Here is a 14454-nt window from a genome sequence, read left to right as displayed (position 1 = left end):
TTAGATGGTTGCTAAATAAGCTTTAAGGTTCATTAGCGAGAACAAGCCTTAATTTTCACCACAGACAGTGCAGCTTTTTTGTTTTTTCATAGTAAATTGTTGCCATTGATTGGCTAAACCATCAAGTAAATTCAGTTGGTTAATTTGTACGTTATTACCCGTTAACAATTTGATTGCTTGCAAACATTGCATACCAGCAATCATGGCTAATACCGGACCAATAATTCCGATAGTTTGACAGTTATTGGTCGGTGCTTTTTCACTGGCAGGAAAAAGACAATGATAACAAGCACTGGTTTCATCACGAGGGTCTATAGTCAGTTGTTGGCCATCAAAGCCAGTCGCAGCACCTACTATCAGGGGTACTTTATGTTGCACACATGCTTGATTGATCAAGTAGCGAGTTTGAATGTTGTCAGAGCAATCGAGTACTAAGTCGACTTGCGGAAGATAATAATTACATAACTCTTCATCGAGCATTTCATCGATAGCTTCAATAGTCACATCGGGAAATTGTTGCTGCAACTTTTCTGCCGCGGCATCCGCTTTATTTTCATTAATATTGTTTTCACTAAATAAAATTTGTCTGGGTAAGTTACTGAGCTCAATGAAATCACCATCAGCGATATAGAGTGTACCCACGCCAGCAGCAGCTAAGTATAAACTTGCAGGATTACCTAAACCGCCAACGCCTAAAATGAGTATTTTAGCGTTACCCAATGCCAATTGTCCTTGAGTACCAATTTTATCTAACATGATTTGACGGGAGTATTTAAGTTGCTCTTGATTGCTTAACACGGTTATTCCTAGTTTATTTTAGCTAATTTAATGAATAAAAGTGCGCACGGCACTGGCTTTGAACTGTAAATAGACTTGTTGTTTGCTAGTTAGTGATAACTTTTGCTGAGAGAAAGCACTGATAGTGACAAAAAAATCTTGAGTGCCACAACTAATAGTCAATAGTACCTTGTTTTGTTTATTACTTATTTGTTTTATGGTGCCAAAGAGGTGATTAACAATAGAACTATTACTTGGCTCTGTTAGGACGATACTAATGTCACTGGCCAAAATAAAACAACGTAACTGAGTTTGATTTTCGAAGGCTTTATTACTGGTTAGGTAAATGTCTTGCTGTGCGTTTAACGCTAATACCGCTAAACCATGACCATTATTAAATTGCCTGATAGGTAATGACAAGCTGGTTTGCTGATGAATAAGGGGATTTTCACCAAAGTTATTTAACTGATGAATGACTCTGTGGATGTTACCAAAATTAACGACCTTACCTTGTGCTAGTACTAATAAGGTATCGCACACTTGTTGTAACTCATCTAAAGAGTGACTGACATATAGCATAGGTAAATCAAGCTTCTTTTGGATGGTAAGTATCATCTTTAATAGTTGAGTTTTACTGTGTTGATCAAGCGCGCTTAATGGCTCATCGAGTAGTAATAATTTGGGCTCGGCCAGAATCGCTCTTGCTAAAGCAACTCTTTGTTGTTGGCCGCCTGATAATTCATTTACTTGGTGCTCAAGCAAGCTTGTTAACTCGGTCAGTTCTATGACTTTATTCAAGTCTAGTTGTCTGTTTTTACAACGCTTAACAGCATATTCTAGGTTGCCTAATACCGATAAATGTTCAAACAAGCGACTGTTTTGAAAAACTAAACCTATTTGACGTTCTTCCGGTTTAAGGTAATTGCCTTTCTCTGTGTTAACTAAAACTTTATCAGCAACGTTAGCATTGGCTAATTTTATCTCACCAACAAGGTTTTTTTCCAAACCTGCAATGGCACGAAGCAAGGTTGATTTACCTGAAGCTGAATGGCCAAAAATACCTGTGATACCATTTAATGGTATTGGCAGCTTTATATCTAAATTGAATTGCTGATAGCTGACGCTAATATTTATGTCGAGTTGCGCTAACTTATGTACCGCTGATTTATGCACAGCATCTTTAGTTAACGGAGTATTATCTAAAAGAACATTACTCATAACTATTAGGCTCCACTTGTTCAGTGTTAACAACTAACCGTTGTCGACGGTTTTTTTTCGGTAAATTTAGCCAATAGATAGCTGCTAATAATATCATGGAGCCAATTAACAAACTGATGGCGAGTAGGTGCGCTCTAGCATAATCAAAGGCTTCAACGTGATCAAATAAGGCAATAGAAAGTACCCGTGTTTCACCGGGAATATTACCGCCAATCATCAAAATAATACCAAATTCACCTACTGTATGAGCAAAACCTAAGCTTGCCGCCGTAATAAAACTCGCCTTTGTTAGCGGCAGTACAATAGAAAAAAATCGGTCGATAGGGCCAGCACCAAGCAGTGAACCAGCTTCTAATAAAGAGTCACCCAATTGTTCAAAAGCCTTTTGTAACGGCTGAACGACAAAGGGTAGTGAATATAAAACAGAGCCAATAACAATGGCTGAAAAACTAAAAGCGAGCTGCTTGCCTGTCGCTTGTTGCCATAGTTGACCGGGTAAATATTCGGGTGAAAAAGCGATAAGCAAATAAAAGCCGAGTACGGTTGGCGGTAAAACTAGTGGTAATGCCACTATCGCTTCAATGATCACCTTAAAGCGATTGGTCATTTTGGCCAGATACCACGCGAGTGGCGTACCAATGATCAATAATATTATGGTGGTTAATGCCGCCATTTCTAAGGTGGTTATGAGCGCTTGTAAGTCTGAATTTATCATCTAGCCGCTAACTCGCTTAATTTGTTATTTACATTGTTAACTTGCTCGGCTTGCGCGTAGCCATAGCTGACAATTTTTTTTTGGCTCTGAGGCGAAAGTAAAAAATCACTTAACTTTTGAGCGTTAACTTGCTCCTTACTGGTGCGTATTATAATTAACTGTTGCTCAATGGGCTGATGATAGCTGCTGGGGATAATTACCCCAGTTAAGTTGTTTAACACTAATTGGCTATTAGCAACTATACCTGTGGTCACTGCTTTACTACGCAATTGCGCAAATGTTTGCCCGATATTAATACCTTTGATCAATCGAGACTGATAACTTTGCCACAATCCTAGATGGATCAGTGCTTCTTTAGCGGCTTTTCCGTACGGAGCGATATCTGGATTGGCAATAGCAAAACGTGCGGGTGGCTGCCCTAGTTGATTAAGAGCTAATAACTCAATAGAGAGCTGTTCAATGGATACCTGATCAAGGGCGTTTCCCTCAACACTCATTGATGACGAATATAATGCTAACTGGCCGATAGCATAGGTTTTACGACTATCTTTTACGGCATAGCCTGCTTGCTCAAGTTCTTTTGGACGACGGCTGTCGGCACTGAGAAAAATATCAAAGGGAGCGCCGTGTTTAATTTGCAAAAAAATGGCACCACTTGCACCGCTGATTATTTGACTTTTTATTCCTGTTTGTTGGATGAAGTCTTTAAGTAATGCTTTTAATACCGGGGTGAAATTAGCGGCAACAGCAATACGTAGTGGTTTGCTGTTACCATCTATAGCACTGTCGGTGAAGTTACTTTGTTGCGCTTGGCTACTGCTTATGCCGAGCAAACAGATAACCAAAGCCAAGACTAAAAGCAGACGTAACACGCTAGCTCCAAAGCTCAGCTTTGTTAGTATCACTATTTTTAGCAGCTAACCAATTTTCTGAGGTTTTTCCTGCGCCGTTAATTTTTTCTTTTTTCCAAAAGGGTGCTTTCACTTTCAAATAGTCCATGATGAACTCATTGGCAGCAAAGGCATCTTGTCGATGTTTACTGGTTACGCCAACAAAGACAATTTGATCACCTATGCTGAGTTCGCCAATCCGATGAATAACTTTTACCCGACCAATATTCCAACGTTCTTTCGCTTGTATAATAATCTTAGCGAGTGACTTCTCTGTCATACCTGGGTAATGCTCAAGCGTTAACGTGGTGACTGAATTACCATTGTTGTTATTTCTAACTCTGCCGGTAAAAGTAACAACTGCACCATCGGTTACGTTATCTTTTTCAAGTAAAAAAACTTCCTCAGCTAAGCTAAAGTCTTCTTTCTGAATCGCTATTTCGTTTAAATGACTTTGATTGGACATGCCTTATCCCCCAGTAACCGGAGGGAAGAAAGCGACTTCATCACCTGACTTTACTAAGTGACTACCATCAACCATGTCATGATTTACCGCAGATAATAGTGACGTATTACTGAACGTTTGTTGCCATTGTTCATTTTTATCACTTAATAACTGTTTAATATCATTGACTGTTTTAGCATCATCAGCGGCTAGCGATAATTCAGCACAGTTAAGTTGCTCTCTGAGCGCAGCAAAAAAAACAATTTTAATCATAAGGTTTTCTCTTAGAATTTGTTTAGTTTAGTTTAGTTAAGCTAAGTTACTTTTAGCTAAGTTAAGCAGAAGGGCTTTGCCAATGACCAGACTTACCGCCTTCTTTGGTTAGTACTTCAATACCGTGGATTATCATCGCAGGGTCTGCCGCTTTACACATATCAAACAAGGTTAAACAAGCAATAGAAACCGCTGTCAATGCCTCCATCTCAACGCCTGTTTGTCCTGTTAAACGACACAAACTATTCACTTGCACTTGACTGTTTTCGCTATCAAGAGTGAAATCTACTTGAACCTTGCTGAGCATTAGAGGATGGCATAAAGGAATTAAATCGCTACACTTTTTCGCCGCTTGGATACCTGCAATTCTCGCAACTGCAAACACATCACCTTTTTTATGTTTGCCTGTGGTGATTAACTCAAAGGTTGCTCGGTTCATTTTGATAAAACCTTGCGCTGTAGCGGTACGTGATGTCATAGCCTTTTCGGTGACATCGACCATATTCGCTTCACCTTGTTGGTTTAGGTGGCTTAGTTCCGGTGCATCATCAGTATATGTTGTCATTAGCCGCGGGTCTCACACATTTCAATGGTTGAAGACTCAGCACTGATATTTAAGTGTGGTACAAAGTTACACGGACGATGACTGGCATCTAACTGCTCTTTAATCACTTTATCCCATGCTGTTTTACAAGCGTTGGTTGAGCCTGGTACACACAGTACGACCGTTTTGTTAGCAATGCCGCCAAAAGCGCGTGATTGTATAGTAGAAGTGCCAATTTCCAGTAATGAGACATGACGAAATACTTCGCCAAAACCTTCAACCGCTTTATCAAATAATGGTGTTAAGGCTTCGGGCGTATTATCACGCTCAGTAAAACCAGTACCCCCCGTAGAAATAATGGCATGGATAGCGTCATCTGCTATCCATTTTGATACTTGGGCGCGTAGTTGATATACATCATCAATGACAATCGCTTTATCGGCTAAGTTGTGGCCTGCTTGTGTTAAACGTTCAACTAGTGCTTGACCAGAGGTGTCGTTTTCTTCAGAGCGTGTATCAGATACCGTTAAAACGGCGATATTTAAGGGAACGAAAGTTTTGCCGCCATGTGCTGACATAGGTTTATCCTTTACTAAATCTTTAGATTAAAATTGTTGTTGCGTTAATTGCCACTGTTATCTGTGCGTATTGGTATTTCATACGTGTGGCTTAAAACTGTTTCTGCGCTTGTTGCCACTGCTGAGGCGTATTGGTATTCATGAGTATTTTACTGTTCTGACTAGAAATCACCTGATGAGGAACGTTTTCTAGCATGCTCCTAATGGAAGGGCCATTCTTACTACTATGTTTACTACTATTTTTACTACTAGTATGTGTTTTTTTACCACAAAATGCTTGTGTTAAAAACATGCTCAAAAAGGCATTGTTTGGCAAATATAAAGGGATATGGTGCCTTTGATTTTGGCTATCGCTGAAAAAAGTGGCTTTGTTACTAAGTTCGCCTTTTAGTCGCAATTGGGCTAAAGCTGAGGCAGTCATTAAGGGTAAATCAACCGGTAATATTAATAAGGCTTTGGGTTGCAAGTGTTCAGGGCTATGTGCAAGGTAATGAGCTAAAACACTATAAATTCCGCCAACAGGTCCTGCTTGTGTCACACAGTCTGGAATTTCATGGTTATCACCACTAATAACAATATTTTTTATACCTGCATCAGATAAAAGTTGCTTAGAAAAATCCAGCATGGACATTTCTGATCTAACTGATGAGTTTACTGACTTATTTTGATGACTAAGTTTTTGACGACTGAGCTTTTGATGGATAAGCTGGGATTTATCTTCTCCCATGCGAGATGATAAACCGCCAGCGAGTACTACACCTAAACAATCTATTGCTTGAAGAGTCATGATTAACCTCCCAGCATAGCGAGGTGTTTAGTCGCACCGGTTAGTTTTTCATGCAAGTAGTGAGTCGCTTTTTTATCACCAAGTAACGCTAAAATTTTTGCTTGTAAAGGCTCAATATCATCACTTTGTAATTCTTCACGTAATGACAAACCTTCTTCACCAAATAAGCATAAATGTAACTTACCACTGGAGCTAATTCGTAAGCGATTACAGCTACTGCAAAAATCTTTAGAGTAAGGCATGATCAAGCCAACTTTACCTTGATAATCAAGGTGGTAAAACTCTTGTGCAGGACCTGCTGATTTATTTTGAAGAACAGGAAGCCAGCCATCGAGAATTAAGTTTTGCTTAATACGAGAGCCTTGTACATGTTGCGCATCAAAAAACTCTTGATTATCACCTGTTTGCATCAACTCAATAAAACGCAAAGTAATAGGGGTGTCTTTTAGCCAGTTAAGGTAGCTTTGGATCTCTCTACCGCTGTGGTCACGCATTAGCACTGTATTAACTTTAACCGACGCTCTACCATCAGCCAAAGCCATATCAATACCCGTGAGGATGGTTTTGAGTTTATCGTGGCCGGTTATCGCGTGAAATTGACGCGGATCTAAGCTATCTATACTGATATTGATTGCATCAATGCCAGCATCTAACCATTGCGGGAGGTGCTCTGGTAATTTAAAACCATTACTTGTAATGGCAACTGTTTTGATGCCAGGTGTTTCTTTACAAATACGAATGATTTCAGGTAAGTCTTTACGCAATGCTGGCTCACCACCGGTAATTCGGATCTTTTCAGTTCCCAATTCGGCGAAAGCTTTTGTTATACGTTTGATTTCACATAGTGATAAAAAATCACGTGGTTGATCGCACTGATAACCATCAGGCAAGCAGTAGTTGCAACTAAAATTGCAAACGTCAGTAATCGAGAGGCGCAGGTATGAGAACCTACGGCCAAAGTTGTCTGTTAGCATGTCACCTTTCCAAATGTAGGGAGGCTAACGCGTTTCCTTGTTAACCCTGGCAACTAAAAACCATGATAACCATGGGCTTAGCTACGGCGTGTCACAACATGATTACTGGCAATAAACTGGCTTGAACTAGCCAAAAAATGAAGCAATGTTAGCTGTGATAGCTCGGTGTTATAAATAAAATTCTGTTCAATAATTAGTATATACCCGCGACACTTCAATATCCAATGCTGCATTTTCATAAGGCTGAGGTATATACTGTTCTTATCGCGAGAGGGTAATGCTTTTTTCCAACCTTATTGTTGATCACAATCAATAAAAGTGCGGTTAAATGACTATTAATTTTATCGGTACTTAAGCGATACTAACGTTAATGAATTTATCATACCATTTGGATGTTTAAGCCATTTGAAAATGCTAACTTAGTTAGTGTAATTGGTACCAATATTGATTTGGTCATTATGTCTCTAAGCACTATTGAAAATTTCGCTAATCTAGCGTGAAATTTATCGTATCAAGTAATTGTACTATGTATTTAAGTGAGTTTTTTATGTCTGATTGTTGCTCAGCGCCAGGGCTTTTACCTTTTGAACAAGCTTTAGCTAATATGTTATCGAAAGTGTCACCTATCACTGAAACGCTAACCTTGCCCATTGAGCAAGCATTGTATTATGTTTTAGCGCAAGATATTGCCAGCCCATTAAATGTCCCTCCTCATGATAATTCGGCGATGGATGGTTATGCTTTTGCTATAGAAAGTTTGCTGGTGAATAAAACGTTAACCTTAGTTGGACGCTCTATGGCGGGAGCACCTTTTCAAGGAGAATGTCAGCCGGGTGAGTGTATTCGAATTATGACGGGCGCTAAAATGCCCGATTGTTGTGATTCTGTTGAGATGCAAGAAAATGTTACCGCGGATGGCGAACAAATTACTTTCTTACAGGAGAAGATTTTTGGCTCTCATGTAAGGAATGCTGGCGAAGATATTCAGCTTGATCAGCAAGTGCTGCATTCTGGTCATAAATTAACGGCGGTTGATATTGGTGTACTCGCTTCATTGGGCGTAGCAGAGGTTATTGTTTATAGAAAATTAAAAGTGGCGCTAATTGCCACTGGTGATGAACTTAAATTACCAGGGCAAGCTTTGCGAGTAGGTGATATCTATGAGTCTAACAGTTTTGTTTTAGCCGCTATGCTTAACACGCTACATGTTGACGTGATTGATTTTGGCATTATTAGCGACGACTTTGAAGCGATTAAAGCGGCCTTTGTTAGTGCCGATGAGCAGGCTGATGCGGTTATTTCGTCTGGTGGTGTTTCGGTAGGCGATGCGGACTATACTAAAACAGTGTTAGATGAATTAGGCGAAATTGGCTTTTGGAAAATAGCGATGAAACCAGGTAAACCCTTTGCTTTTGGCAAATTACCTAAGAGCGTTTTTTTTGGCTTGCCGGGTAATCCCGTTTCAGCCTTAGTGACTTTCCACCAATTAGCGTTAGTTGCATTAACTAAAATGCAAAATGCACAGCCTTTAAAACGTACGCATTTAACGGTGAAATGTAGTACTGAATTGCGTAAATCTCCGGGAAGGATGGACTTTCAACGCGGTGTACTTGCTGTTAACGACGTAGGTGAAAATGTGGTTACTTCTACAGGGTCACAAGGCTCAGGTATCTTATCAAGCTTAGCGAGAGCTAACTGTTTTATTATTCTACCAAGTGAGCAGGGCAAAGTAGCGGCAGGAGAAAAAGTAACCGTGCAACTATTTGATCATTTCCTATAAATGTATTGAGTGAAATTTAAAGACCTCTGCTATATTAAAAAACATATGTAGTACAGTTGTTCTAAAATATAATAAAAAATGGGTAGAACTTTATGATTACACACCAACTCAGCTTTGCTAAAATTAACCTATTAAATGATAATGTTGCAGAAGTTATTGTTAGTGAAAATGTAAATATATCTTTAGAAATGTCTGAAGAGTATGATGATTTTATGACTCAAGCATTTTCAAATAATTTTGCTATCTTGGTGAACAAAATTAATCAATATGATTTTTCATTTGAAGCTAAACTAAGCATGGCGTCACATGAAAATTTAACGGCGATTGCTGTCGTTACTTATGATGATGAAAGCAAAAAATCGGTAGACAAAGTTGCTGCGATACGTAAATTTGATGGTTGGAACTTGAAAGTATTTGATGGCTTAAATTTAGGTTGGCAGGATGGCTTAGATTGGTTGCAAAATGAGCTCAATAGTGACAAACCAAATAACTAATTTTTTGCTATGAGTTAAAAATAGCGATAAAAAACGCTGCCAGTATTTCTACGGGCAGCGTTTTTTATGATCAATTAATAGCTAATCGTTATTTTGTTATAGCTGAGCGAAACACTTATCGGCAGCAACTAGCGTCTTTTCAATAATGTCATCGCTGTGCGCCGTTGATAAAAAGCCTGTTTCATAAGCAGACGGCGCTAAGTAAACCCCTTCAGCTAACATCAGGTGGAAGAAGCGTTTAAACAGTTCTCCGTCACATTGGGTGGCTTGTTCATATGTAGTAATAGGATTATTATCTTCAGTGAAGAAAAATCCAAACATAGCACCCACATAATTAACACTTAAACTCACACCATTGCGCTCAGCTGCGGCTTTTAAACCCATCGCTAGCTTCTCTGTAGCAGCAGTAAGCTGTTCATGTTTGTTACCTTGGGCTAATTCAGTTAGTGAAGCTAAACCTGCAGCCATGGCAATTGGATTACCTGATAAGGTACCGGCCTGATAAACGGGACCAACTGGCGCGATATAATCCATTATCTCTTGTTTGCCACCGAATGCGCCAACAGGCATACCGCCACCAATAACTTTACCTAAGGTAGTTAAATCAGGTTTAATGTTATAGAGTGCTTGAGCACCACCTAATGCAACACGAAAACCAGTCATCACTTCATCAAAAATTAATACGCTACTGTATTGATCACAAACCTCACGTAAACCTTCAAGGAAACCTTCTACAGGAGGAATACAGTTCATATTACCGGCAACGGGTTCCACGATAATACAGGCTATCTCATCAGCATATTTAGCGAAAATTTCTTTCACTTCATCGATGTTGTTATAGCTAACCGTCAGGGTATGTTTAGCAAAATCTGCCGGAATACCGGGTGAATTTGGTACGCCCATTGTTAGCGCACCAGAGCCTGCTTTTACTAACAAAGCGTCGGCATGACCGTGATAACAACCTTCAAACTTTAATATCTTATCGCGGCCAGTATAGCCTCGAGCTAAACGGATAGCACTCATAGTCGCTTCTGTACCAGAGCTAACCATGCGTAAAGATTCCATTGATGGTACTAACTCACGTACCTTTTCAGCCATGGTAATTTCAAGTTCGGTTGGCGCACCAAAACTTAAACCATTTTTAGCGGTACTAATAACAGCTTCAAGAATAGCGGGGTGATTATGTCCTAAGATCATCGGTCCCCATGAACCAACATAATCAATATAGGCGTTATCATCGGCATCATAGATATAAGCGCCTTGAGCACGTTTTATAAAACAAGGAGTACCACCAACGCCATTAAAAGCACGTACTGGAGAGTTAACGCCACCGGGAATTATTTTTTGAGCTTGTTCAAATAACTGTTCAGATTTATTCATAATTGTTTCTTCTAAAATCGTTACTAATAAGGAGTGTTGCCATTAGGCGTTTTTATTTGTGAACCAGTTTACCGGTTTTTCGTAATGGGTTAATTGATCTTCAACACCTAAGGTTAATACGAGGAAAGAGCCCATATGCAGGCTAACTCCATAATGTTAATTAAATATTTTTATTTGTGAACCAGTTTACCGGTTTTTCGTAATGGGTTAATTGATCTTCAACACCTAAGGTTAATACGAGGAAAGAGCCCATATGTAGGCTAACTCCATAATGTTACTTAAATATTTTTATTTGTGAACCAGTTTACCGGTTTTTCGTAATGGGTTAATTGATCTTCAACACCTAACGTTAAGGCAAATAAAGCCATACGTACTAAAACACCATTCTGTGCTTGTCTAAAAATGGCTAGGTTATCCAAATCATTTAAATCGGTATCAAGTTCGTTGGCTTCTGGACGAGAGTCACGTGGTAATGGGTGCATAATTACCGTGTTTTCTCGGCAATATTTTTGATAAACACTCTTGTTTAAACTGAAATGTCCACGATATAACTCTGCTTCATCTTTACTGGCAAAACGTTCTTGTTGAATTCTTGTTTGATAGATTACATCAGCAGACAAGTTACCAGCCATAGTTTCGGTCAAAATGACTTCATGGCCGGCATCACTTAATGTTGAGATAACACTGTCAGGCATTTGTAAGGCTTTTGGTGCTACCATGGTTACTTTGACATTGTCATAGAGGCTCAGTAATTTTGACAATGAATGCACTGTCCTGCCGTGTTTTAAGTCGCCCATCAACACAATATTTAAATCATCTAAGCCTTTATTAAAGTGCATCATTTCAGACTGAATAGTAAAGAGGTCAAGTAAAGCCTGAGTTGGATGTTCATTAGCACCATCGCCACCATTAATAACAGGGACTGAACTGCCTTGTGCAAATTGCTCCACTGAATGCATTTGTGGATGACGCATGGCAATAACATCGGAGTAGCCACTGATAACTTGAGCAGTATCAAATAAAGATTCACCTTTACTTAACGATGAGTTTTCTTGACCAACGGTTTCACGGACAAAACCACCCAGTAAATTAAACGCGGTACCAAAACTAACACGGGTACGTGTACTCGGTTCAAAAAATAAGTTACTTAATATTGCACCATCGAGCACATGACAACGTTTTTGTCTTGACGCATAAGGCGCCATTTGCGCAGAAATTTGCAAAATATTAGCGATAGCTTCACGGTCAAATTGTGAGACCGACAGAATATGGTTGCCTTGGAATTTCATCATCTTGATTTGTTACATTGAAAGGGAGAAAATTTGCAAGAATATAGCATAAAACCGTCACTTTGTGAATGTTAAACAGGATATTAACAGTCTAAGAAAGTAAGATAAAAATAAAAAAAGACAGATAATACTGCCTTTTTATATTTAGTCACTAGCTATTAAATTAGTCGACGATTAAGGGTTAACAAAGTGAGTATGAGCAAGAGTAAATAGGCACTGCCACCACTCGACTTTCTAGTCGTTTGCTCTGGTGGAATTGAAATAGCAATAGGTGTAAAAATAACATTTTTTAAATACCCCTTATCTTCTCCTTCACTGGTACCACCATCTTTCTTATACAGCCAAGTTATTTGATGTTCCCCCGTCGTTAAATCATCTATGGTTATCTTGGTATAAGCAACTTCACCGGAAATAAAATTAATTTGTTCACCGTCAATAAATAGGTATAAGGCATCAAAAGGTTTATCAGGGTTATCTGTGTTCTCTTCAGAAGAAACCGACCAATCAAATGATAAGGAGCCAGCACCAGAAAAAGTCAGTAAAACAGCACTTTGTTGATTATCGCCAATATCACCACTCATTATTGCCGCTTGAGTATTATCGATCAGCCACGGTCGGTCACCACCACTAAACCAGAGTGATTCTGAGGTACCATTTGACAGCTGAGTATTGATGGCACTATTTTCAGCAATGGCTTCAGCACTTATATAACTCTGACTTGTCGGGATATTTTCATCATTACTATTAATGACAATCAGCATTTTATGCTGGCCAATAGTCTTGGCATCGAAACTAATTTGAATATTGCAGCTTTGCTTTGCTACCAAGGTACTGCAATCATCGGCATTCAAACTAAAACCGGCACTGCCAATTTTGTCCGCTACTAGCATGAAAGTTAAGTTTGCGGTCATATCACTATTATTGGTCACTGTGAGTTGTTTTGTTTGTGCTATGTTTTGCCCCGTAATAGCGAAATCATAGTTAGGTTCAACGGCTATGCCTTGAGTGATACTTTTGATCCAACTGGTAAAATTACCTACGCGAGCATAAACATCTGGAAATGCAGCATCAGCACAACCGACGCCATAGCTGACTACGCCTATTTGTTGCCAGCCTTGGTTCGTATTGACTAATAATGGTCCGCCACTATCACCCTGGCATGAACCTTTGCCGCCACCTAAAAATTCAGCACAGATCATGCTGTCGGTAATTCCAACCTGATTTGGGGAATAGTTAATGCCGTCTAAGTCAGTATAGGCTTGCGCTAATTTATCTTTGCATTGCTCATTACTTAATAGAGATAACTCAACTTGACGTAATTTATCAGGTTGACTATTTGGCGGGGACTCATCATTTGGGCCATAAGCATTTATGTTACCCCAGCCTATAACCGTAGCAGAACCGTTGGCAAGGGCTAATTGTTTGCTGGTATCGTAATCGAGTAGCGTTAAAGCAGGGCTGTCAACCGTTTCTACTAGCTCAATCAAAGCTATATCGTTATTTAAAGAACTGCCCTCATCATACTCAGGGTGCATAAATATACGCTTAATGGCTTTAGCATTGCTGGCACCATTACTTAAGTCATATTCACCAATATTAACTTTTAAAAACTCAATATTGGCATTCTCTACACAATGAGAGGCTGTTAATACCCACTTTTCGCCAATAAAGCTAGCGCCACAAGTTGCGCTTTGGCTAAGGGCTTGTTGGTCAGATATATCAATTATGGCAATGCTATCGAGTTTGTTAAGTAAAATAACTCCGTCACTTTTACTGATAGCGACTACAGGAATAGTACCCACAAAGTCCTCGCCTAAGGTGCCGCTGATAACGCCTGAAGTATTGTTAAAGATAATTGCTCCAATGCCACCGCTAGCTTGACAATTATCAACTTTTACCGAAAAGTCTATTTCACCACGGGCAATTAAGCATATTTTGTTTTCAGCTAATGTGCATAGAGCATCACCGATACCACAATCGGCCATAGTGGCACTGGCTTGACCTGATACACCATTTGAAAAATGTTCACTGTCGTATTGAATGCCAGCAACCTCTAACGAGGTATTCACTACATTTTGAGTAAAAACCAATGCAGACATCCAGGGCCAATCGCCTTGGGCAGCAAGCTCGCCACCAACAATTTTAGGTTTTGTTAAAAGTAAGCTAGATTGGTTAGTTGCATTTGCTGATGGTAAGAGTAGTGAGCACGCTAAAATCGCGCATAAAAAGTACTTCATTAAAATATTCCCTAATACTCTTAATTAGAGTAATTAACATTTTGGCGAGTTATCTTGTATTGATTATAACCCC

At 39.4% G+C, this 14454-nt stretch carries 15 protein-coding genes and 1 riboswitch; of the genes, 2 read left to right on the top strand and 13 right to left on the bottom strand.

Annotation, left to right across the window (positions count from 1 at the left end; translation table 11 throughout):
* Positions 1 to 48: 48 nt before the first annotated feature.
* The 10 genes from CXF71_RS21260 to moaA all read right to left on the bottom strand — a co-directional run bounded on the left by CXF71_RS21260 (position 49) and on the right by moaA (position 7201).
* Entirely contained in the window at positions 49 to 798 is a 750-nt protein-coding gene (locus CXF71_RS21260; protein WP_101234901.1) for a HesA/MoeB/ThiF family protein, read from the bottom strand.
* A 27-nt stretch (positions 799 to 825) separates the two neighbouring features.
* Entirely contained in the window at positions 826 to 1995 is a 1170-nt protein-coding gene (modC, locus tag CXF71_RS21255) for a molybdenum ABC transporter ATP-binding protein (protein WP_101234900.1), read from the bottom strand.
* Positions 1988 to 2710, bottom strand: a complete 723-nt coding sequence (modB, locus tag CXF71_RS21250; protein WP_101234899.1) for a molybdate ABC transporter permease subunit — start codon at positions 2708 to 2710, stop codon at positions 1988 to 1990. The genes modC and modB overlap by 8 nt, the downstream gene beginning before the upstream one ends.
* Entirely contained in the window at positions 2707 to 3582 is an 876-nt protein-coding gene (modA, locus tag CXF71_RS21245) for a molybdate ABC transporter substrate-binding protein (protein WP_232771570.1), read from the bottom strand. The genes modB and modA overlap by 4 nt, the downstream gene beginning before the upstream one ends.
* Before the next feature lies 1 nt (position 3583).
* A complete protein-coding gene (moaE, locus tag CXF71_RS21240; protein WP_101234898.1) occupies positions 3584 to 4066 on the bottom strand; it encodes a molybdopterin synthase catalytic subunit MoaE in 483 nt (160 codons plus the stop codon).
* A 3-nt stretch (positions 4067 to 4069) separates the two neighbouring features.
* The gene (gene moaD, locus CXF71_RS21235; protein ID WP_101234897.1) at positions 4070 to 4318 is read right to left on the bottom strand and encodes a molybdopterin converting factor subunit 1; all 249 of its coding nucleotides are present in this window, start codon (positions 4316 to 4318) and stop codon (positions 4070 to 4072) included.
* A 61-nt stretch (positions 4319 to 4379) separates the two neighbouring features.
* The gene (moaC, locus tag CXF71_RS21230; RefSeq protein ID WP_101234896.1) at positions 4380 to 4883 is read right to left on the bottom strand and encodes a cyclic pyranopterin monophosphate synthase MoaC; all 504 of its coding nucleotides are present in this window, start codon (positions 4881 to 4883) and stop codon (positions 4380 to 4382) included.
* The gene (gene moaB / locus CXF71_RS21225) at positions 4883 to 5440 is read right to left on the bottom strand and encodes a molybdenum cofactor biosynthesis protein B (RefSeq protein ID WP_101234895.1); all 558 of its coding nucleotides are present in this window, start codon (positions 5438 to 5440) and stop codon (positions 4883 to 4885) included. The genes moaC and moaB overlap by 1 nt, the downstream gene beginning before the upstream one ends.
* A gap of 91 nt (positions 5441 to 5531) precedes the next feature.
* The gene (gene mobA / locus CXF71_RS21220; protein WP_101234894.1) at positions 5532 to 6227 is read right to left on the bottom strand and encodes a molybdenum cofactor guanylyltransferase; all 696 of its coding nucleotides are present in this window, start codon (positions 6225 to 6227) and stop codon (positions 5532 to 5534) included.
* Between the two features lie 2 nt (positions 6228 to 6229).
* On the bottom strand, positions 6230 to 7201 hold the full coding sequence (gene moaA / locus CXF71_RS21215; protein WP_101234893.1) for a GTP 3',8-cyclase MoaA: 972 nt from the start codon (positions 7199 to 7201) through the stop codon (positions 6230 to 6232).
* A riboswitch (molybdenum cofactor riboswitch) is annotated at positions 7188 to 7381 on the bottom strand. It overlaps the preceding gene by 14 nt.
* 367 nt (positions 7382 to 7748) lie before the next feature.
* On the opposite strand from moaA, the gene moeA reads away from it, so the two are divergent.
* Positions 7749 to 8981, top strand: a complete 1233-nt coding sequence (moeA, locus tag CXF71_RS21210) for a molybdopterin molybdotransferase MoeA (RefSeq protein ID WP_101234975.1) — start codon at positions 7749 to 7751, stop codon at positions 8979 to 8981.
* Between the two features lie 92 nt (positions 8982 to 9073).
* Complete coding sequence (locus CXF71_RS21205) at positions 9074 to 9475, top strand: hypothetical protein (RefSeq protein WP_101234892.1); 402 nt, start codon at positions 9074 to 9076, stop codon at positions 9473 to 9475.
* 96 nt (positions 9476 to 9571) lie between these two features.
* Here the strand turns inward: CXF71_RS21205 and hemL are convergent, their stop codons facing one another.
* The 3 genes from hemL to CXF71_RS21190 all read right to left on the bottom strand — a co-directional run bounded on the left by hemL (position 9572) and on the right by CXF71_RS21190 (position 14381).
* Positions 9572 to 10855 carry a glutamate-1-semialdehyde 2,1-aminomutase gene (gene hemL / locus CXF71_RS21200; protein WP_101234891.1) on the bottom strand — a complete coding sequence of 428 codons (1284 nt, stop codon included), beginning with the start codon at positions 10853 to 10855 and terminating at the stop codon, positions 9572 to 9574.
* A 278-nt stretch (positions 10856 to 11133) separates the two neighbouring features.
* Positions 11134 to 12147: an aspartate carbamoyltransferase gene (locus tag CXF71_RS21195; RefSeq protein ID WP_198559928.1), complete on the bottom strand. Its 1014-nt coding sequence runs from the start codon at positions 12145 to 12147 to the stop codon at positions 11134 to 11136.
* A gap of 155 nt (positions 12148 to 12302) precedes the next feature.
* Complete coding sequence (locus tag CXF71_RS21190; protein ID WP_101234890.1) at positions 12303 to 14381, bottom strand: trypsin-like serine protease; 2079 nt, start codon at positions 14379 to 14381, stop codon at positions 12303 to 12305.
* Between the last annotated feature and the right edge of the window lie 73 nt (positions 14382 to 14454).

It is taken from the genome of Colwellia sp. 12G3 (genome assembly GCF_002836775.1).
GTDB lineage: Bacteria > Pseudomonadota > Gammaproteobacteria > Enterobacterales > Alteromonadaceae > Colwellia.
This window is presented reverse-complemented; position numbering and strand designations above follow the sequence as displayed.